This is a genomic window from Hydrogenophaga sp. (genome assembly GCF_019264445.1).
In the GTDB taxonomy this organism is placed as follows: Bacteria; Pseudomonadota; Gammaproteobacteria; order Burkholderiales; family Burkholderiaceae_C; genus Hydrogenophaga.
Genome location: NZ_JAHVAB010000057.1, coordinates 80,962 through 99,142, shown reverse-complemented (window position 1 = coordinate 99,142; position 18,181 = coordinate 80,962). Strand labels below are relative to the sequence as shown.

Below are 18,181 nucleotides of genomic sequence, written 5' to 3'. Positions count from 1 at the left end.
TTCAGTTGTCCTCGCCTGTGTGTTTTTCTTCTGCGGTCGTGGCTGCGTCGGACGCTTCGATGACCTTGTCGTCGGCAGCCTTGGCATCCTTTTGTGCACGTGTGCGAGCCAGAACTTCGCTTAGCGTGCCATCGAGTATGCGGGGCGCGAGCACGTCGTAATCAAGAAGAAGGTCTAGCAAAGGGCCTTCGCCAATGTCCTCGCCCTTTCGGACGATGAATCCATGGTTCTCCAGGCGCCTCAGGTTGCCGTCCAATCGCGTCTTCTTGCCCAGCTGCACGCCAAAGTCGGCCAGCAGTGCCTTGTATGAAACCATTGGACTGACGGACTCTGCGCGGGGCATGGGACGCTCGGCGCTGAACATCTCGTCCTGCAGGTCGCCCTCAGCGCTCGCATCGCGAGCAGCTTGTCGCTCTCGCTTGGGCAGGACGATCAGCGACCACAGCACCACCAGCAGTGACACCGCATCGCGCGGCAAGTCGATGTTGTTGTGGCTGTTGAGCGCCGCTTCGCCAAAGACCGCGTGTTCGACGGTGCGCACCATGGCGGTGGTGACGTTGTCGGCGTGGATGTTATCCACAAGCCGCAGACCCACTTGGGCCAGACGGTCTTGCACAGCTTGCCAAAGGTCAGCGTCCACGAGGGCGCGCTTGACCTTAGGGTGCTGTCGGGGCAACCAGCGGCGTGCCAGCAGTTCTGCCGCCAACAAGGCAGCTTCATCAGGGGTGTTCATGGTCATCCTGGGGTTCGGGTTTACGCAGCGCACCCGCGATAGGGTCTTCGACCGCAGCCAATACGAGATGGCCATCGCTCATGGCCAGCACATGCGGGTCATCCTGCACCTTGACTGCGGTGCTGAGAACGGCTTGCCATCCTGAGCGGGCCAACTCGCCAGTCTGGCCCTTCAGCGTCTGGGCCTGTACATCACCCAACAAGGGCAGCAACTGCATGCGATACGCGGCTTGCGCGAAGCGCCCGCCAAGAACAATCTCATCCAGCGGCATTTCAGTCTTAGCGGAGGTGGCCTGCTCACTGCTCCACTGAGCCAGTTGTGCGATGAGTCCGCCCAACTCAGGCGGCATACTGGGCACCTCCAGCTGGCCGCTGCTTGCCTCATTGGGCGGAGGTAAACCCGTCGTCCGCTGGGGGTCAGGTCTGTCGCGCTCAAACTCGCCTTCAGCCACGTCCAGCAAATCGTGCTGGCTGATGAACACGGGCGCCACGCCGGTTGAAAGGGCATCAGCCAGAAGGGCATGCAGCGCATCCTGACTTTGCAGCCACATTCGTACGTCTGAACTGGTCACGCCTGCACTCCCGAGCGTCACGCGCTGTCGATCAGCCTGCTGCATGGCTCGCGTGAACTGGCTGGCCATCGAGAGCAGGCGCGCTTGTGCGTACCCCAGAGCGCGGGCCTCCTTTTCGAGGCGAGGGTCATCGGTCTCGGTGCGAATGAGCGCTGTCAGCGCGTGACCGGCCTTATCGACCAAGGACAGGGCTCGCTCGAAGCGCGGCTGGGCCTGCCGTAACCGCGCTTCGGAACCACTGGTAATGGCCTCGGCGAAGTCGTCGTGCAGCCGCGCCAGCTGCGCGTGCAGGTGCCGTAACTGGCTCGGGTCTGCCAGACCAAGTGCTTGAGCACCAGCCACCTGCGCCAGCAAAGGTGCCAAGTCATCATCGTCACCCGTGGCTTGCGTCAGGGGAGCGAGCAACCCGTGAACCTGTCGCGCCAGGATCGAGAGGCTGTAGTCTTGCGAGGTGGCATCCCATACCAGCAGCCCCACATCACGGAAGCGCTTGAGGACGTTGTCCAATGCCTGCGGCAGCAGCAGATGGAACAGCTGGTTGAGATCCTCACGGGTAATCCGGCCATGCGGCACGCTGACCAACTCCATGAAGCACCACACCCGCAGCTGCACCACGGCAGGTGGGCCGCTGAACAGCCCCCGCAAAGCATCCAGGACGGCCGACCTCTGACTGACTGCCCAGGCTAATGGCGAGTCTGCGGCTGAAGCAGGATCGCGGAAGTAAGCCTCAAAACTGGCCCCCTCATGCTCTTGTTCGTTTTGTAGATCCATCTGCGCATTTTGCCGAATGTCCACTCACGCTTTACCGACTGGCGATGGGGTAACTCCAAACCCCAGATGAACTCCACCCTACAGCCACAGGATGCAGTTTTTTCATAGACGTTTGGAACTGCGTGGATCAATAATGCTCCCGGGTCGGCCTGAACAGTCGGCCCTCCTCCCTGAAAAGTCGTGTGACAGCGACTTTGATTTGCCCGGCCCTCGCGCCGGGCGTTCTTTTTTGGGATTGCCTGATGGGCCCAGTGTTCTGCAAAGCACGATTCCGCTGGAAATCAGCCCAAATCCAGCAGCAGAACAGGCTCCGCTCAGTCCTACATTGACCTCACAGCACCCAGCGAGATGAAGTGACCTTCACCTCCAGCGGATGCGGGAACTGTGAGGTGTCTGGTGGACTTCATCCTTTCAAAAAATCGGCGCTTTCCCTTGCGCTACGGAACAACGCGAGCAGCGGGCACCGACCCGACGCTCGGCTCGGCAGTGGCGTCTGCTGCGGTGCTTTCGCTGAGCCTTCTTGCCCCCACGGCCGCGCACGCGGTGGACGGTTGCCTGGTGTTGCTGTGCTTCGCGGCACCGAGCTGGAAGTCGATCCCCCAATGCGTGCCGCCGATTCGGCAAGTGCTCCGGGATCTGGCCCGAGGCAAGGCGTTTCCCACGTGCGGGATGTCCGGCACTGGCAATTCCGCCTGGCACGCGTGGGCCCGTGCACCGGGCAATTGCCCACCCCAGTACACCCGGGTGCACGAGACCGAAAGCGGTCCGATTTACACCTGCGACTACACCGGTGCAATCACTGTCAGTATTGACGGCAAGCCGTTCACACGCACCTGGTGGGACATGGGTGGCGACACGGTGACGGACTTCAGCCCCGTGGCCAAGTCCCAACTTGGATCTTGGGACACCAAGTACGACGACGACCGGGCTGCCTGGCAGCGCTCACGTCCCTGAGGGCTGTGCCATGGACGCCTCCACGTTTGCAGCGCTGGCCCTGGTCTGCGCACCACAGGTCCACCCGACCACTGCACTTGCGCTTGTCTCTGTCGAAAGCGCCTTCAACCCTTGGGCCATTGGTGTCGTGGGTGGTGCGTTGCGCCGCCAGCCCCGCAACCGTGATGAAGCGCTGGCCACAGCCCACCAGTTGTTGCGCGACGGGCGCAACTTCAGCGTTGGCCTTGGGCAGATCAACGTGGGCAACTTCCCGCGTCTGGGGTTGAACACCAGCAGTGCCTTCGATCCCTGCCACAACCTGTCGGCCATGCAGTCCGTGTTGACGGAATGTTTCGACCGATCAGGCCCGACACGCAGTCGCGCTGACACCGAGCAGTCCGCCCTGCGCAAGGCCCTCTCCTGCTACTACAGCGGCAACTTCTCGACCGGCTTCCGCCATGGCTATGTGCAGAAGGTCGTCGCCGCCGCGCGCTCGCTGCCTCGCTCTCGTTTCAACCCGTCATCCAAGGAGCCGTCATGAATCGCCCGAAACTTTCTCAAGGTCAGGTCTGCGCCCTCAGCCTGTTGATGTTGCTGCCTCCCCAGGTCTGGGCGCAAGGCTTCGACAAGGTGAACACAACCGTCACCAACGTCAACGCCATCCTGGTGACGATCTCTGTGGCTGTGGTGACGATTGCCATCATCTGGGCCGGCTTCAAGATGATCTTCCAGGGTGCCCGGCTGGCGGATGTGGCCAACATCCTGATCGGTGGAACCCTGGTCGGTGGCGCAGCGGCTTTTGCCAGCTACATCGTCAGCTGACCTCAGCAGGCCCCCACCATGGAAGCTGAAACCATCTACAAGGGCGCAACCCGCCCGGCCATGAAGCTGGGCATTCCGCTGGTGCCGCTGGTGGTGCTCTTCGGCATCGGGATGCTGCTGATGATGTGGGGCGGCATTCTGGTGAGCTGGTGGATTGCGCTTGGGGTGTTGATGTCCTTCGTCCCCACCCTCTTCTGGATGCGCTGGGTGACATCGCGTGACGACCAGCGGTTTCGACAAATCTTCATTGCACTCAAGCTGCGTCTGCACGACCGCAACCGACGGTTCTGGCGCGCACGCAGCTACTCACCCACCCTATTCCGGGGAGCGTCCGATGTCTGGCATCTTTGACCAACTGGGCAAGGGCTCAAGCCGCGCGAAGCGACGCCCTGTGATGGGTGGTCTTCAGCCTCGTCACTGGTCGCAGGCTCTGGCAGAAAACCCCTTGACCAGGTTCGTGCCCTTCTCGTCACTGGTGAGCGACCACGATGTGATCACCCGTGGTGGCGATTTCCTGCGGGTGTGGAGGCTCGACGGCGTGGCATTCGAGTGCGCCGACGACTACCTGGTTACAGAACGCCACGAAGCGCTTTGTAGCCTGCTGCGCAATCTCTCGGGTGGCCAGTGGGCCATCTGGACCCACCGGCTGCACCGCAAGATTCAGGATGCGTTGTCCAACCCAGCTGAAGACGGGTTTGCCAAAGACCTGTCCCGGGCCTACCAGGCGCACCTGAACCAGCGGGCGATGATGAGCAACGAGCTGTACCTGACCTTGGTCTACAGGCCCACCACCTCCCGCATCAGCCGAGCGTTGCAGTCGCCGCAGCGGTCCAAGACCGCCATCGCTGAAGCGCATGCCGAAGCGCTGCGGGTGATGGAAGAGCGCACCGCGTTCTTGCACCGGGTGCTGCGGGGTTTTGGCCCGCAACTGCTCGGCGTACGTGAAAAGCGGGGGGGTCTCTATTCGGAAGTCGCCGAGTTTCTGGGCTATTTGGTCAACGGGTATTGGAAACCCGTACCGTTCACGGCTGGACCGCTGCACCGCACCCTTCCCTCAACCCGTCTTTCGTTTGGAGGCGACAAGCTGGAATTGCGAGATGGTGATCAGCGCCGCTGCGCGGCCCTGGTGGATATCAAGGAATACTCCGACGCCGTCGAACCGGGCATCCTCAATGCCTTGCTGTACGAAGACAGCGAATTCATCGAGACCCAGAGCTTTTCGATCCTGCCGCGCCGCGAGGCCACCCGCGCCCTGGAACTGCAGCGCGATCAGCTGATTGCCAGCGACGACGTGGTGGCCAGCCAGATCGCGGACATGGACGAAGCTCTGAACGAGCTGGGCGATGGTCAGTTCTGCATGGGTGAGTACCACTACAGCCTGGTGGTCTTCGGCAACCCGGGCGAAGACAGTCTGGCCGATGCCGGCCGCCGTGCTGCGCAGGCCATCGGCGCCGTGGGTGAGTCGTCAAGTCTTCAGATGTCACCGGTGGACCTGGTGGCCGACGCCGCTTGGTTCGCCCAGATGCCCGGCAACTGGCAATGGCGTCCGCGCGATGCCAAGCTGTCTTCCCGTGCCTTCGCGGCCCTGGCCAGCGGGCACAACTTCGCCCGCGGCAAGCGCGACGGCAACCCTTGGGGAGAAGCGCTGGCTCTGCTGCGCACACCGTCCGGCCAGCCGTTCTATCTGAACCTGCACAGCAGTCCGGAGGGCGAAGACTCAGCCGACAAAAAGCTGCCCGGCAACACCATCATCATCGGATCCACTGGGGTCGGTAAAACCACGCTGGAAATGTTCCTGCTGACGTTGACGCGCAAGTGGGACCCGGCACCTAGGCTGGTGCTGTTCGATCTGGACCGGGGTTGCGAAATTGCCATCCGGGCCATGAACGGTCGGTACTTCACGCTTGAAGCGGGCAAGCCCACAAACCTGAACCCATTGCAACGCGACCCCACGCCGGCCCGCATCCAGTTCTGGGAACAGTTGATCCGCATCTGTATCGCCACCCCCGCACTGCCATTGTTGCCAGCAGACGAGCGCGCCATCGCCGACGCCGTGAAGACAGTGGCGACGATGCCGACCGCCTTGCGCCGCTTCTCGACGATTCGCCAGAACCTGCCCAAGTCTGGCGAGAACAGCCTGTACGAGCGCCTGGGCCGCTGGTGTGAGGGCGGCGCATTGGGCTGGGTGTTTGACCAAGCCAACGACAAGCTTACGGACCTCCAGTCCGCCTCGGTCATCGCCTTCGACACCACCGAGTTTCTCGACCTGCCCGAGGTCCGGACGCCGGTCATGCTATACCTGCTCCAGGTGATGGAAGAGCTAGTCAACGGCGAGCGGCTCATCTACGTGATCTCGGAGTTCTGGAAAGCGCTGGACCACGAGATCTTCAGCGACTTCGCCAAACAGAAGCAGAAGACGATCCGCAAGCAGAACGGTCTGGGCATCTTCGACACCCAGAGCCCGTCCGACGTGCTGCGCCATCCTATTGGCCGCACGATGGTGGAGCAGAGCGTGACCAAGATCTTCCTGGCCAACCCAGAAGCCGTGCGCGAGGAATACGTCGAAGGCTTCGGGCTCAGTGAAGCCGAGTTCGGCATCGTTCGCAGCTTGGGCACGCAGGGCGGACGGCGCTTTCTGGTCAAGCAGGGGCACAGCAGCGCCATCTGCGAGCTGGACCTCAGCAACTTGCAGGACTTTGTGACCGTGCTTTCGGCCACGACCGACAACGTCGCCCTGCTGGACACCGTTCGTGAACAGCACGGTAACGATCCGTTGCAGTGGCTTCCCGTGCTGCTGCGTGAGGTTCAGGATCGCAAATCCCGCAACTCCAGGAGAGCGACATGAACCGATCTCACACCTTGCTCGTCGCGCTGACGTTTGCCGTGTTCAGCGCGAGCGCCAGCGCCCAATTCGTCAAAGGCAACGAAGCGGTTCGCGTCTCAACCACTGGTGAGCGTCTGGTCGAGCTGGCTCCGCTGCCCAGCTCGGGGCCCATCCGCAAGACCAAGCCATGCCTGGCTCAAGCGGGATGCCACGCAGGTCCCTGGCACATGGTGGAAACGCGAGAAGGTCTGGTGGAGTGCACCGAGGTCTATGCACGCGCGGGTACCTGCCGCCCCTCCAGCTACGGCACCAACAAGCTCTCGCGCATCTGGGTGGTGAAGGCTGGCGGCCAATGGTCGCAGTGCCAGTTTCCCGATCTGGGCAGCAAGTGCGTCAAGGTCTTCGCGCCGCCCCCGACCAACCTGCCCTACCCGGCCTTTCAATAGGGGAGCGATGTCATGTTCGCCTGGGTCGGTTCCAACTTCGATGCGATTCTGAGCACCTATGTGCTCGGCGTTGTGTCCTCGCTCATGTCGGCGATCACGCCGATCGCACTGTCAGCGATGACGGTATGGGTCGCCCTTTATGGCTGGGCCGTGCTGCGAAACGAAGTACAGGAGACCGTGCCCACCTTCGTGTGGAAGGTGTTCAAGATCGGGCTCGTACTGGCCTTCGCGCTGCAGTCAGGGTTCTACATCGGCAACGTGTCGGACACCGCCAATGCGCTGGCCATGGGCGTGGCCAGCACCTTTCTGCCTTCCGGCGTGGACCCTGCCACGATCAGTTCACCCTATGCGTTGCTCGACAAGTTCAACGATGACGCCAGCGCGCAGGTGGCCGACATCATGAAAGAAGCCAGCGTGCTCCGGCTGGATCTGCTGCTGGCCGGCGGCATCTTCTCCATCGGCACCGTCTTCTTTCTCTGCATCGCGCTCTTCGTCGTCACGCTGGCCAAGCTGTTCCTGACCTTCGTGATCGCCATCGGGCCACTGTTCATCCTGTGCCTGGCCTGGCGCCCCACGGCACGTTTCTTCGACAGTTGGTTGTCCATGGTGTTGAACGCGGTGGTGCTGACGTGGTTCGCCTTCTTTGCACTTGGCCTGAGCGCCTACATGGGCGCCGCCATGTTCAAGGCCATCAACGACGGTGGAGGCTTCCTCGGCAGCACCTTCAACGTGCTGGGTGAAGCCACCCGCTACTGCGTGCTCATGATCCTCATGGCCATCCTCTGCTTCCAGGCGCCCAGCCTCGCCTCGGCCCTGACCGGTGGCGCCGCCATTCAACAAGGCGTGCAGATGATCCAGAACGCCATGATGGTTTCGGGCCTGCGCTCTGCCTCCTCAGCCCGATCAGCCGCCATCGGTACAGGTGCCGGGGGCGTGATCCGTTCAGGCGCTGGTGCGGCTGCCACGGCGGGCGCCGCCGCAGCGGCCACGGGTCGTTACGCCGGAAACATGGCCCGCAGGGGCTACGGAGCCGCACGGTCTGCGGCATACCGACTTGCCGCTCTGCGCGGCCGGTCTTGATCTCCAACTTGCCAAGGAGCACACCATGAAGCCGTTTCGTCTCAAGGTCGCCGCCGCCGTGTTGATAACGTTGGGCGCCAGCCACGCGCGCGCCACCGGCATCCCTGTGATCGATGTCGCCAACCTGTTCCAGGCAGTGCAGCAGGTGATCAACGACATCACCCAGATCAACAACCAGATCCAGCAGATCCGACAGCTGCAGACCCAGATCGAGAGCATCAATGGCATGCGCAACCTGGGCGATGTTTTCAACAACCCGCTGCTCAAGAACTACATCCCGGCCGAGGCCTACACCTACCTCAACGCCATCAACAGCTCGGGGTACAGCGGCCTCAATGCCACGGCCAAGGTGCTGCGCGATGTCGGGATGCTCTACAACTGCATGGACCGCAGCGGTGAAGCGCGCACCGAATGCCAGGCCACCCTGGCACAGCCGTACCAGCAGAAAGGCTTGCTGCAGGACGCCATGAAGTCGGCTGCCCTGCGGCTGGAGCAGATCCAGTCGCTGATGACACAGATCAACGCCACCACCGACCAGAAGTCGGTGCAGGAGATTCAGGCCCGCATCGGGGCTGAGAACGCCCTGCTGGCGCATGAGTCTTCGCAAATCCAGATGCTGCAAGGCATGGCCGACAGCGAGGAGCGCATTGCCCGGTCTCGTGAGCGCGAACGCCAGTACGAGATGCTGGGCCGGACCGGAAAGGTCTCCGACTTCCTGCCGTAACCACCACCTCACCGGAGTCCCCCATGAGTGCCATCCTGTTGTCGGGTGAGGCCGCCGCATGGCCGAAACAGCCGAAAACGCGCCCTACTGCACCTGAAGCCCCGTCGCTGCAGACCAACCGGGACTGGGAAATCGACCGAACCCTGATGCTGGAGCGCTCCGAGCGCCGGGCCTGGGCGGCCGCTGCTGCCGGTCTCGCGATTGGCTTGATCGGCATCGCCGCCGTTTTCGTCCAGGGTCCGCTGCGCAAGGTGGTGGAAATCCCCATCGTGGTGGACCGGGTCACCGGCGAAACGACCATCCAGCAGCGCCTGAGCGAAGAAACCATTCCCGCCATGGAGGCGCTGGACAAGCACAACCTGGCCACCTTCGTGCGTTCACGCGAGGCCTACAGCTGGATGTTCCTGCAACGGGACTTTGACCAGGTGGCCCGCATGGCGGTACCCGCCGTGTTCTCGGAATATAACCGGCAGTTCGAAGGCGACGGCGCACTGCAGAAGAAAGTGGGCTCCACCGAGGAGTGGCGCATCAACATCGTCGGCGTGCGGCTGCGCGCATCGGGGCGCAGCGGCAACCAGAGCGACGCCACCGTCACTTACGACAAGGTCGTGCGCATGACCGACCGCAACCTGCCGGATGTGACCACCCGGCACGTGGCCAGCGTGGTCTACCAGTACCAACCCAAGGTGCTGGCCAAAGAGTCAGATCGCCTGGAGAACCCGTTCGGCTTCGTGGTCACGGCCTACCGCTCCGACCCCGAGATCAACACCCCTTCCACTAGAGCGAAGCCATGAACGTGCTTGTTCTGCCCTTGGCGCTGGTGTCGTTGTCCATGCCACTCATGCCGGCTTCTGCGGCTCAGCCCAGCGACAAATCCGATCCGCGCCTGCGCGAGGTGGTCTACGACGCCAACGCGGTGGTCACCGTCCCCGTCAAGCGCGGCATGGTGACACTGGTCGAATTCGACAAAGGCGAATTCATCACCGAGGTGGCCGTGGGCCAGGGCGGTGACTGCAGCAAACCCGATGCTGCCTGGTGCGTGGCCGCCCAACCGGGCGGACGCCACCTGTACGTCAAGGCCAAAAGCACCGCCAATGCGCCCAACAACCTGGCTGTCATCACCGACCGACGCTCACACACGCTGCGCTTCGTGGTCCTTTCGGACAGTGACCGCCAGACGCCGGTCTATCGCCTGGCCATCCGATCCCCCAAACCCGCAGCGGCTCCGCCCAGTCTGGCGGAGAGAGAACTGGCGGCGCTGGCGAGCCTGCCGCCGATTCCGCCCCCGCCCACGGCCCAGCAGATCTTGGCGGAGCGCCTGGCGGCCAAACCCACTCTGGTCAACACCCAGTACGCATTGGCAGAAGGCGCCGGCTCGGCGGACATCGTCCCCACCCTAATCTACGACGACGGACGGTTCACCTATTTGAGGTTCCCTGGCAACCGCGAGGTACCCGCCGTCTTCCATGTGCTCGGTAACGGCAGCGAAACCTTGGTCAACGCCCGCATGGAAGACGACACGTTGGTGGTGGACCGTGTCAGCCGCCGCCTGATGCTGCGGGCGGGGTTGGCTGTGGTGGGCATCTGGAACGAAGCCTTTGATCTGGAGGGATCGCCGGCCACAGGCTCCACCACGGTGCCGGGTGTGAAGCGGGTCCTGAAGTCCGATTCGTCTGAATCGACCTCAAGCAAGGGAGCACAGCCATGACTGATCGACCTCAAGGCTCGTCGGCACCAAACGATGATCCATCGCCCCAGGACAGCGGCAACACCATCAACCCCCTGCCTGGCGAAGCGGGCATTCCCAACGTGGCCCGCCGACAGCCACTCAACCTGTCCTGGAAGAACATTTCGGTCATTGGCCTGGTGGTGACCATGGTCGCAGGCATGAGCGGCCTGTACCTGTACCGCTTCATCGACCACAACAGCGATGCAGACAAAGACAAGTCGCTGCAGAGAGACCGCCCATCGGCAGCGGGCGCTGGCACCCGGCAGCTGGACATGACCCAGCCAGCTCCTCCCCGTGTGCCTGCGTTGATTCCAACGCCTGCAGAAGCGGCCGACCCCATTGGGCTGCGGAACGCTGGCACGGCCACACCGTCCGGACCCAAAGCCCCCTCACCGGACGATGCACCGGTACTGGTGGTGTCATCCCGGCCAGGTGGTGCAGCTGGCGCAAACAGCGACGCCTCGCAGTTGCCCAACGATCCGGCCGCATCCACCGCCAAGCAACTGCAGGACTACCAGCGCCGGTTGCAAGGGCTACTGGACAACCTGACCCAGGGCAACGCCTTGCCGGCAGGTATCGGTGCTTCAGCCACCGAGCCGACGGCCTCACCAGATATCGGGCCAAACCTGCGCTCTGAGGCAACTGGTCTGTTCGGCGGCGAGTTGCAGGGCTCGGCCACACCCCGGGTCAAGGCCACCACGCTGGGCGACCGCAGCCTCACCCTGCCCAAGGGAACCGCTTTCACCTGTGCGCTTAAAACCAGAGTCATCAGCGCCACCTCGGGCCTGGTCGGCTGCCAGGTGCAACGCGACGTGTACAGCGACAACGGCCGGGTGCTGCTGATCGAGCGCGGATCGCACCTGGACGGCGAGTACCGCATCGCGTCGGTACGACCCGGCTCGGTTCGCATACCGGTGCTGTGGACCCGCATCCGCACTCCGCACGGCGTCACAGTGGATGTTGAGTCGCCGGGCACGGGGCAACTGGGCGAGTCGGGCATCGACGGCCATGTGGACAACCGGTGGGGGGACCGCATCGGCGCCGCCATGCTGCTCTCCCTGATCGACGACTCGGTCAAGCTGGTCATCCAGAACCAGATGCAGGACCGTGAAGCGGACACCATCGTTCTGCCGTCCACCACCGAGAACACCAGCAAGCTGGCGGAAAAGGTGCTGGACAGCACCATCAACATCCCGCCACTCATCTACCAGAACCAGGGCGGCATTGTGGGCATCTACGTGGCCCGCGACGTGGACTTCTCGTCGGTCTACGCCCTGCAGCCGGTCGAGCGATGAACGCCCTGCCCTTCACCGATGACGCCCAACCGGACGGCTGGTGCGGCGACGCCACCTCGGTGGTCGAGTTCCTGCGCCCGCTGCGCGAGCAGCTGGATGCACCGGGCGTACTGGAAGTCTGCGTGAACCGCCCCGGCGTGCTCCAGGTGGAGACCGTGCAGGGCTGGCAACAGGTGGACGCACCCAAAATGACGCAAGAGCGCTGCCTGTCGCTGGCCACGGCCGTGGCCACCTACTGCGACCAGCAGATCAACCAGGAACGGCCGCTGCTGTCGGCCACACTGCCCAGTGGGGAGCGGATCCAGTTCGTCATTCCACCGGCCGTGACGCGCGGCACCGTGTCGATTACGGTGCGCAAGCCATCGGAGCTGATCAAGCGCTTGGACGACTTCGACCGCGATGGCCTGTTCAACCGAATCGATGAGCGCGCTGAAATGGGCGCCGATGACGACGGCCTTCAGCCTTTTGAGAAGCAGCTGCTTGCGTTGAAAGCGGCCGGTCGTTATGCGGAGTTTCTTCGCCTCGCGGTGCAGAAGCACCAGACCATCGTGGTCAGCGGCAAGACCGGTTCTGGCAAGACCACCTTCATGAAAGGCCTGGTCGAGGAAGTCCCGCACCACGAGCGCCTGATCACCATCCAGGACACGGCCGAACTCACCCTGCCCAACCACCCAAACGTGGTGCACCTGTACTACAGCAAGGACGCCCAGGGCACGGCACGCGTCACGGCCAAGTCCCTGCTGGAAGCCTGCCTGCGCATGAAGCCCGACCGCATATTCCTGGCCGAGCTGCGCGGTGAGGAGTGTTTCTCCTTCATCCGCTTGGCGGCTTCCGGCCACCCCGGCAGCATTACCAGTGTGCACGCGGGCAGCTGTGCCCTGGCGCTGGAGCAGATGTCGCTCATGATCCGCGAAAGCGGTGCCGGTGGCGGTTTGCGTCTGGACGAAATCAAGGGCCTTCTGGGCATCGTGATCGATGTCATCGTGCAGTTCGGCTGCGACGAACGGGGCCGCTTTATTTCCGAGATCGCCTACGAACCGCGCCGCAAGCGTCTTGCCATCGACGACAACAGCCTGCGGGGCGCACCCGATGCGCAAGCCAGTCTGTTTGACGGGGCGCCGACATGAGCACCGTTCTGACGCTGCCCATGGCATCGTGGCCGACCGCGCGCAAAGTGGCGGCCCTCTTGTTCACAGTGATCGGCTTCGCTGCATTGGTGATGGCCGCGCTGTACCTGTCGGCCGTGCTCTTCCTGGTCTTCAGCAAGGCAAACCCCAGACTTGCGGGCTGGAACAGCATCCTTGACTACTGGCTGCTCTATGCCGATGTGCCGGTGCTTCGGCGGCGGTTGGTCGTGGCCATAGGCATGGCCGGATTCGCCACGCTGATCGCTTTCCCAGGCGCCTTGTACGCCGCCAGCCGCCCGCGCCGCGCCTTGCACGGCGACGCCCGTTTCGCCTCAACCGCTGAAGTCAAGCGCGCCGGACTCTTGCTGACCGACCAGAACACCAACACCCCGAGCGTTCTGATCGGCCGCTTCCGAAGCCAGTTCCTGGCCCTGCCCGGCCAGCTGTCCGTCATGCTCTCCGCCCCCACCCGCAGCGGCAAGGGTGTGGGTGTGGTGATCCCGAACCTGCTGAACTGGCCGGACTCCGTGGTGGTGCTCGACATCAAGGGTGAGAACCATGCCATCACGGCAGGCTACCGCGCCGCCCACGGCCAAGCAGTCTTCGCCTTTTCCCCATTCGACGAAGAAGCCCGCAGCCACCGCTGGAATCCGCTCACTGCCGTGCGCACCAATCCCCTGCACCGCGTGGGTGACCTGCTGGGCATCGGTCAGGTGTTCTTCCCCAACGACGGCGGCGGCACCTCGTCCGAGGCCTTTTTCAACGACCAGGCCCGCAATCTCTTCCTGGGTTTGGGTTTGCTGTTGCTCGAAACACCCGACCTGCCCCGCACTGTCGGTGAAATGCTCCGCCAGTCGTCCGGACAAGGGCAGCCGCTGAAGGACCACTTGAACCAGCGGATCACACAGCGCGCCAAGTCCGGCAAGCCACTGTCAGACGAATGCACCGACGCCTTGCAGCGCCTTCTGGGCAATTCGGAGAACACCCTGGCGAGCGTCGTGGCCACCTTCCATGCGCCCTTGACGATATTTGCCGATACCGTGGTTGATGCGGCCACCAGCGCCGACGACTTTCGGCTTGAAGACTTGCGGCGCCAACGCATGTCGGTCTATGTGCGTATTCCGCCGCACCGTCTGGCCAATGCCCGGCCGCTGCTCACCCTGTTCTTCTCCCAGCTCGTCAGCCTCAACACGCAGCACCTGCCAGAGCACGACAAATCAATCAAGTACCAGTGCCTGCTGGTCAACGACGAGTTCACCGCCATGGGCCGGGTGGGGGTCATCACCCACTCTGCTGCCTTCCTGGCCGGCTACAACCTGCGCCTGCTCACGGTGGTGCAGGCCATGTCGCAGCTGGACGCGGTCTATGGGGACAAGGAAGCCCGCACCTTCGCCACCAACCACGGCCTGCAGATCCTCTTCGCCCCGCGCGAACAGCGTGACGCCGACGAGTACAGCGCCATGTTGGGCCACTTCACGGAACGGGTCACCACCCGTGGACGCAGTCGCTCTTTCAGCGGGCACGGCCACAGCTCGGTCAGCCGCAACGTGAGCGAGCAACGCAGATCCCTGCTCCTGCCTCAGGAGTTCAAGGAGCTGGGCTCCGAACGGCTGGTGGTGATCTGCGAGAACTGCAAACCGATCCTGGGCGAAAAGATCCGCTACCACCGAGACAAGGTGTTCAGGGCTCGCCTCTTGCCTGCCCCGGTGGTACCCCGGATGAACACCGACCTTCACCTCGCGAAAGTGCAGCAGCGTTGGCGCTACGCCGACGACGAGCTTGGAACGTGCGATGACCTGGACGTTGAGCAACTGGTCTACGACATAGGCCAGCTACCCGATCTGCAAGAAGGACCGGCCGAGGACGTCGCTGAGTCCGTCCTGGACTTCCTCGTGGGTCCGAAGCCTGGCGAGGGCGCACCCGGCGGCGCGATCGAACCCCTGCCTGACGAGGACGGGGTGCTGATCACCAAGCCCAACGAAATCGAACGCGGCGACATCACCTGACACCTGGAGCACCACCATGCGCGCCTACATCGCCTTTACCGCACCATTGTTCATTCTGCTCACTGCCTGCAGCTCGCCACCTAAGCCGCCCACCGTCGACGAGTCACAGAAGCGCCCCGTCAACTCGCAAATGGCCATCGAGCTGCAAGTCTGCAAGAACGACCTCCAGAACACCCGAATCCTGGCCACCGAATCCAGTCGCTTGGTTGAAACCACGGCTGCCACCCTGGCGCACATGGCTGCACGACAGCAGCTGATGGCATCGATTCAGGAGAAATCGGTGGCCAACAGCATGCGCATCGTCCATTTCGGCTTCAACAGCGCCCGGGTGTCGATTCCGTCGGAAGAGGCAACGGCCTTGGTGGAAGAAGCCAAATCCGCCCCGTTAGTGGTCCTCAGGGGTCGCACAGACGGTACCAGCGACTCATCTGCCGAAAGCCGCATCGCGCAGGCCAGAGCCCATGCGGTCCGCGACTATCTGGTTGCGTCCGGGGTGGACCCCTCCCGGATTCGCACCACCCACCAGCCCAGCGGCGACCACCTGGCCGACAACCGCAGCGTGCGAGGCAGAAACCTCAACCGCCGCGTCGAGATTGAGGTCTATCGGGTTCTCCCGTTGTCCCCTCAGGTGTCTGCGCCTCCGCAACCCTGACCCTGCCCTGTGCAAACACCGATCAAGGAGAGACCCATGGACGAGAAATCTGCGCCAGCCCAACGCGTGAGTCGATCCGCATCTGACGCCAATGCGTCCTTGGGCGGCACGGTGGAACCCGCTGATCGGGCACGGGTCGCCATCCGAACCTTCCAGACGCCAGAACCGGAGCCTGGTGAACGGTTTGAGCTGCGCGACCCTTTTGCCGACCTCACCTACCGCAGCGACCGGTACCAGGACATGATTGCCAAGGCCGACCAACTGGGCGCGAACCGCTTTGTCGTCCTTGATGCAAGGGGGCAGAAGTCGTTCGTTCACAAGATCGATGGACAGTGGCAACGCGAGCCAACACGGGACGCCCAACCAGAAACCGTCCGCCCAAAGGCAGACTCGAACGTCATTCCTCCTCCAGCCAAGGACAAAAGCGCCGAAGCGCCCGATCACTCAGCGCTGCAGGCAACCGCCCGCATAGACGCTCAGGCCGAACGTGAAGCCCTCGTTGCCCGGCTGGAGGCGTCGCTGAATGATCGCTACATCATCAAGCGCGCGCCGGTCACCGTGGGTGACGTCAGTATCGGCCTCACGGAATACCGGTTCCGCGGTGACACCTCGCGCGTGGCCTTCACCGAATCCACCTTCCGGCTGGCCACCGACACCAACAGCCCCTCCATCGCCCGCTCAATGGTCGATGTGGCCGAGGCCCGCAACTGGCAATCCCTGCGAATCAGCGGCAGCGAAGACTTCAAACGGCTGGTGTGGCTGGAAGCCGCCGCACGCGGCGTGAAGACGCTCGGCTACGAACCCAACCCAGCCGACCTGGAACGCCTCAAGGTGGAGCGCGAGGCGCGCCAGATCAACCGTATCGAACCCACGCGCGACGCCAGCTCAACACATGGTGCAGCCGCCGCAGACAAACCCACTGGCCGTGGTAGCGGCGGCCGAAAAGCCGTGCTCGCTGCGATCGAAGCCATCCTCGTGGCCAATCGCGTGCCTGAGAAGCGGCGGGAAGCCATCATGGTGGCGGCAGAAGAAAAGCTGGCCCAGCGCATCCGAAACGGCCAGGCACCCAAGGTCAAGGTCTATGACAAGGCGGCGCCATCACGGCGAACCGTCGCAGTGCCAACGCCCGAAAGGCAACGCTCGCGCGACCGGGCCATGCCTGCGCCCGCCCGTTGAGGCCGCCTCCGTGGAAGTGTCGGCCGAAGGCGTTTCAGCGTCTGGAACAGCCTACGAGATCGGAGGCCAGCGGGTTGAGGTCGCGTCCAGTGGGTTTGCAGCTTCCATCGCCAGTGCCCACGCCGCCCGTCAGCGACCACGCTGCTTGTGCACCCCAGAAGGCGTCGAGATGTATGTGGCGCGGCTGGCGGGGCCGCACGGGGGCTATATCGTCAAACGCATGCCGGACACCGGCTGTCGCCATGCCTGCGACTGTCCGTCCCACGAGCCAGCGGCCGATCTCTCAGGCCTGGGCCAGGTACTGGGCGCTGCAATCACCGAAGACCCCGCCACCGGTCAGACCAGCTTGCGGCTGGGCTTTTCTTTGACCAAGTTACCCGGTCGCTCACAGATGCCACCGGCAGGCGGCGAAAGTAAAAGTGTCTGCACCGACGGCACCAAGCTCTCCCTCCGCGGCCTGCTCCACTACCTGTGGGACCAGGCCGAACTGACGAAGTGGCATCCGGGCTTCGCGGGCAAACGAACCTGGGGCACAGTGCGCAGGCAATTGCTATTGGCGTCTGAGGGCAAGATTGCACGTGGCGACTCGCTGCGCTCGCGCCTATACATCCCAGAGACGTTCTTCCTCGACCAGCGCGAAGCGATCACCGGCAGGCGATCCGCGCAATGGTTACAAGCACTCTCAGCTCCCGGCAAGCCACAGCGCTTGATGCTGCTGATTGGTGAAGTCAAAGAAATCGCACCGGCTCGATATGGCTTCAAGGTTGTGGTGAAACATCTTCCGGACCAGGCTTTTTCAATCGATCAGCAGCTCTACCGACGACTTGGCAGGCACTTCGAGACGGAGCTTGCGCTCTGGGGGGCCTGCGAGCAAATGCACATGATCATCATCGCCACATTCAGCATCGCTGAGACTGGAGTCCCCGCCGTCGCGGAACTGTCTCTGATGCCGGTCACGCAGCACTGGCTGCCTGTGGAAAACGCATTTGACGAACAGCTCGTGGACCGCTTGGTGAATCAGGGTCGCACGTTCAGAAAGGGCCTGCGATACAACCTCCCCGCTGTGATTCCGGTGGTCAACGCTACTCTCATTGATACAGGCGACGACCCCTGTCTCCTCCGAATATCGCGCGAAGCGAGGACTGCGGTAGATGTGTCGGAACACATCGAATCAAGTGCCCGACCGTACCCGACGCGGAGCTGGATCTGGTATCCGGAAGCCGAAGCCATGCCACCGCTACCGAAGAAGCACTTGCCCACTACAACCGTCGGCATCCCCCCATAGGTGGCTC

18 protein-coding genes are annotated in these 18,181 nt (G+C 63.2%); 16 read left to right on the top strand and 2 right to left on the bottom strand.

Going from position 1 to position 18,181, the window contains the following annotated elements; translation table 11 throughout:
• Window position 1: 1 nt before the first annotated feature.
• Entirely contained in the window at window positions 2-733 is a 732-nt protein-coding gene (locus KXJ60_RS10745) for a hypothetical protein (protein WP_291127128.1), read from the bottom strand.
• Window positions 720-2,075 (bottom strand): hypothetical protein, encoded by a 1,356-nt coding sequence (locus tag KXJ60_RS10740; protein ID WP_291127072.1) that lies wholly within the window; start codon window positions 2,073-2,075, stop codon window positions 720-722. Before KXJ60_RS10740 ends, KXJ60_RS10745 begins: the two co-directional genes overlap by 14 nt.
• 396 nt (window positions 2,076-2,471) lie before the next feature.
• On the opposite strand from KXJ60_RS10740, the gene KXJ60_RS10735 reads away from it, so the two are divergent.
• The 16 genes from KXJ60_RS10735 to KXJ60_RS10660 are packed head-to-tail and all read left to right on the top strand — an operon-like array spanning window position 2,472 to window position 18,174.
• A complete protein-coding gene (locus tag KXJ60_RS10735) occupies window positions 2,472-3,029 on the top strand; it encodes a hypothetical protein (protein WP_291127071.1) in 558 nt (185 codons plus the stop codon).
• Window positions 3,030-3,039: 10 nt separating this feature from the next.
• Window positions 3,040-3,549, top strand: a complete 510-nt coding sequence (locus tag KXJ60_RS10730) for a lytic transglycosylase domain-containing protein (protein WP_291127069.1) — start codon at window positions 3,040-3,042, stop codon at window positions 3,547-3,549.
• On the top strand, window positions 3,546-3,830 hold the full coding sequence (locus KXJ60_RS10725; protein ID WP_291127067.1) for a TrbC/VirB2 family protein: 285 nt from the start codon (window positions 3,546-3,548) through the stop codon (window positions 3,828-3,830). Before KXJ60_RS10730 ends, KXJ60_RS10725 begins: the two co-directional genes overlap by 4 nt.
• An 18-nt stretch (window positions 3,831-3,848) precedes the next feature.
• The gene (locus tag KXJ60_RS10720; RefSeq protein WP_291127065.1) at window positions 3,849-4,181 is read left to right on the top strand and encodes a VirB3 family type IV secretion system protein; all 333 of its coding nucleotides are present in this window, start codon (window positions 3,849-3,851) and stop codon (window positions 4,179-4,181) included.
• A 43-nt stretch (window positions 4,182-4,224) separates the two neighbouring features.
• Complete coding sequence (locus KXJ60_RS10715; protein WP_291127126.1) at window positions 4,225-6,675, top strand: VirB4 family type IV secretion/conjugal transfer ATPase; 2,451 nt, start codon at window positions 4,225-4,227, stop codon at window positions 6,673-6,675.
• Complete coding sequence (locus tag KXJ60_RS10710; protein ID WP_291127063.1) at window positions 6,672-7,100, top strand: hypothetical protein; 429 nt, start codon at window positions 6,672-6,674, stop codon at window positions 7,098-7,100. Before KXJ60_RS10715 ends, KXJ60_RS10710 begins: the two co-directional genes overlap by 4 nt.
• Window positions 7,101-7,112: 12 nt before the next feature.
• Window positions 7,113-8,180 (top strand): type IV secretion system protein, encoded by a 1,068-nt coding sequence (locus KXJ60_RS10705; RefSeq protein ID WP_291127061.1) that lies wholly within the window; start codon window positions 7,113-7,115, stop codon window positions 8,178-8,180.
• A 25-nt stretch (window positions 8,181-8,205) separates the two neighbouring features.
• Window positions 8,206-8,904, top strand: a complete 699-nt coding sequence (locus KXJ60_RS10700; protein WP_291127059.1) for a type IV secretion system protein — start codon at window positions 8,206-8,208, stop codon at window positions 8,902-8,904.
• A gap of 23 nt (window positions 8,905-8,927) precedes the next feature.
• Window positions 8,928-9,698 carry a type IV secretion system protein gene (locus tag KXJ60_RS10695; RefSeq protein WP_291127057.1) on the top strand — a complete coding sequence of 257 codons (771 nt, stop codon included), beginning with the start codon at window positions 8,928-8,930 and terminating at the stop codon, window positions 9,696-9,698.
• Complete coding sequence (locus KXJ60_RS10690; RefSeq protein WP_291127055.1) at window positions 9,695-10,612, top strand: TrbG/VirB9 family P-type conjugative transfer protein; 918 nt, start codon at window positions 9,695-9,697, stop codon at window positions 10,610-10,612. Before KXJ60_RS10695 ends, KXJ60_RS10690 begins: the two co-directional genes overlap by 4 nt.
• Window positions 10,609-11,928: a type IV secretion system protein VirB10 gene (virB10, locus tag KXJ60_RS10685; protein WP_291127053.1), complete on the top strand. Its 1,320-nt coding sequence runs from the start codon at window positions 10,609-10,611 to the stop codon at window positions 11,926-11,928. Before KXJ60_RS10690 ends, virB10 begins: the two co-directional genes overlap by 4 nt.
• Complete coding sequence (gene virB11, locus KXJ60_RS10680; protein WP_291127051.1) at window positions 11,925-13,055, top strand: P-type DNA transfer ATPase VirB11; 1,131 nt, start codon at window positions 11,925-11,927, stop codon at window positions 13,053-13,055. The genes virB10 and virB11 overlap by 4 nt, the downstream gene beginning before the upstream one ends.
• Entirely contained in the window at window positions 13,052-15,061 is a 2,010-nt protein-coding gene (locus KXJ60_RS10675; RefSeq protein ID WP_291127049.1) for a type IV secretory system conjugative DNA transfer family protein, read from the top strand. Before virB11 ends, KXJ60_RS10675 begins: the two co-directional genes overlap by 4 nt.
• Before the next feature lie 16 nt (window positions 15,062-15,077).
• Window positions 15,078-15,713 (top strand): OmpA family protein, encoded by a 636-nt coding sequence (locus tag KXJ60_RS10670; RefSeq protein WP_291127047.1) that lies wholly within the window; start codon window positions 15,078-15,080, stop codon window positions 15,711-15,713.
• Between the two features lie 36 nt (window positions 15,714-15,749).
• Window positions 15,750-16,889: an LPD7 domain-containing protein gene (locus KXJ60_RS10665; RefSeq protein WP_291127045.1), complete on the top strand. Its 1,140-nt coding sequence runs from the start codon at window positions 15,750-15,752 to the stop codon at window positions 16,887-16,889.
• A 10-nt stretch (window positions 16,890-16,899) separates the two neighbouring features.
• Window positions 16,900-18,174, top strand: a complete 1,275-nt coding sequence (locus KXJ60_RS10660; protein WP_291127043.1) for a DUF1173 domain-containing protein — start codon at window positions 16,900-16,902, stop codon at window positions 18,172-18,174.
• The last annotated feature ends 7 nt before the right edge of the window (window positions 18,175-18,181 follow it).

What these genes read in the sequence shown, in the direction of transcription:
- KXJ60_RS10745 (WP_291127128.1), bottom strand. Translation starts at nt 733, where the DNA reads ATGAACACCCCTGATGAAGCTGCCTTGTTGGCGGCAGAACTGCTGGCA.
- KXJ60_RS10740 (WP_291127072.1), bottom strand. Translation starts at nt 2,075, where the DNA reads ATGGATCTACAAAACGAACAAGAGCATGAGGGGGCCAGTTTTGAGGCT.
- KXJ60_RS10730 (WP_291127069.1), top strand. Translation starts at nt 3,040, where the DNA reads ATGGACGCCTCCACGTTTGCAGCGCTGGCCCTGGTCTGCGCACCACAG.
- KXJ60_RS10725 (WP_291127067.1), top strand. Translation starts at nt 3,546, where the DNA reads ATGAATCGCCCGAAACTTTCTCAAGGTCAGGTCTGCGCCCTCAGCCTG.
- KXJ60_RS10720 (WP_291127065.1), top strand. Translation starts at nt 3,849, where the DNA reads ATGGAAGCTGAAACCATCTACAAGGGCGCAACCCGCCCGGCCATGAAG.
- KXJ60_RS10715 (WP_291127126.1), top strand. Translation starts at nt 4,225, where the DNA reads ATGGGTGGTCTTCAGCCTCGTCACTGGTCGCAGGCTCTGGCAGAAAAC.
- KXJ60_RS10710 (WP_291127063.1), top strand. Translation starts at nt 6,672, where the DNA reads ATGAACCGATCTCACACCTTGCTCGTCGCGCTGACGTTTGCCGTGTTC.
- KXJ60_RS10705 (WP_291127061.1), top strand. Translation starts at nt 7,113, where the DNA reads ATGTTCGCCTGGGTCGGTTCCAACTTCGATGCGATTCTGAGCACCTAT.
- KXJ60_RS10700 (WP_291127059.1), top strand. Translation starts at nt 8,206, where the DNA reads ATGAAGCCGTTTCGTCTCAAGGTCGCCGCCGCCGTGTTGATAACGTTG.
- KXJ60_RS10695 (WP_291127057.1), top strand. Translation starts at nt 8,928, where the DNA reads ATGAGTGCCATCCTGTTGTCGGGTGAGGCCGCCGCATGGCCGAAACAG.
- KXJ60_RS10690 (WP_291127055.1), top strand. Translation starts at nt 9,695, where the DNA reads ATGAACGTGCTTGTTCTGCCCTTGGCGCTGGTGTCGTTGTCCATGCCA.
- virB10 (WP_291127053.1), top strand. Translation starts at nt 10,609, where the DNA reads ATGACTGATCGACCTCAAGGCTCGTCGGCACCAAACGATGATCCATCG.
- virB11 (WP_291127051.1), top strand. Translation starts at nt 11,925, where the DNA reads ATGAACGCCCTGCCCTTCACCGATGACGCCCAACCGGACGGCTGGTGC.
- KXJ60_RS10675 (WP_291127049.1), top strand. Translation starts at nt 13,052, where the DNA reads ATGAGCACCGTTCTGACGCTGCCCATGGCATCGTGGCCGACCGCGCGC.
- KXJ60_RS10670 (WP_291127047.1), top strand. Translation starts at nt 15,078, where the DNA reads ATGCGCGCCTACATCGCCTTTACCGCACCATTGTTCATTCTGCTCACT.
- KXJ60_RS10665 (WP_291127045.1), top strand. Translation starts at nt 15,750, where the DNA reads ATGGACGAGAAATCTGCGCCAGCCCAACGCGTGAGTCGATCCGCATCT.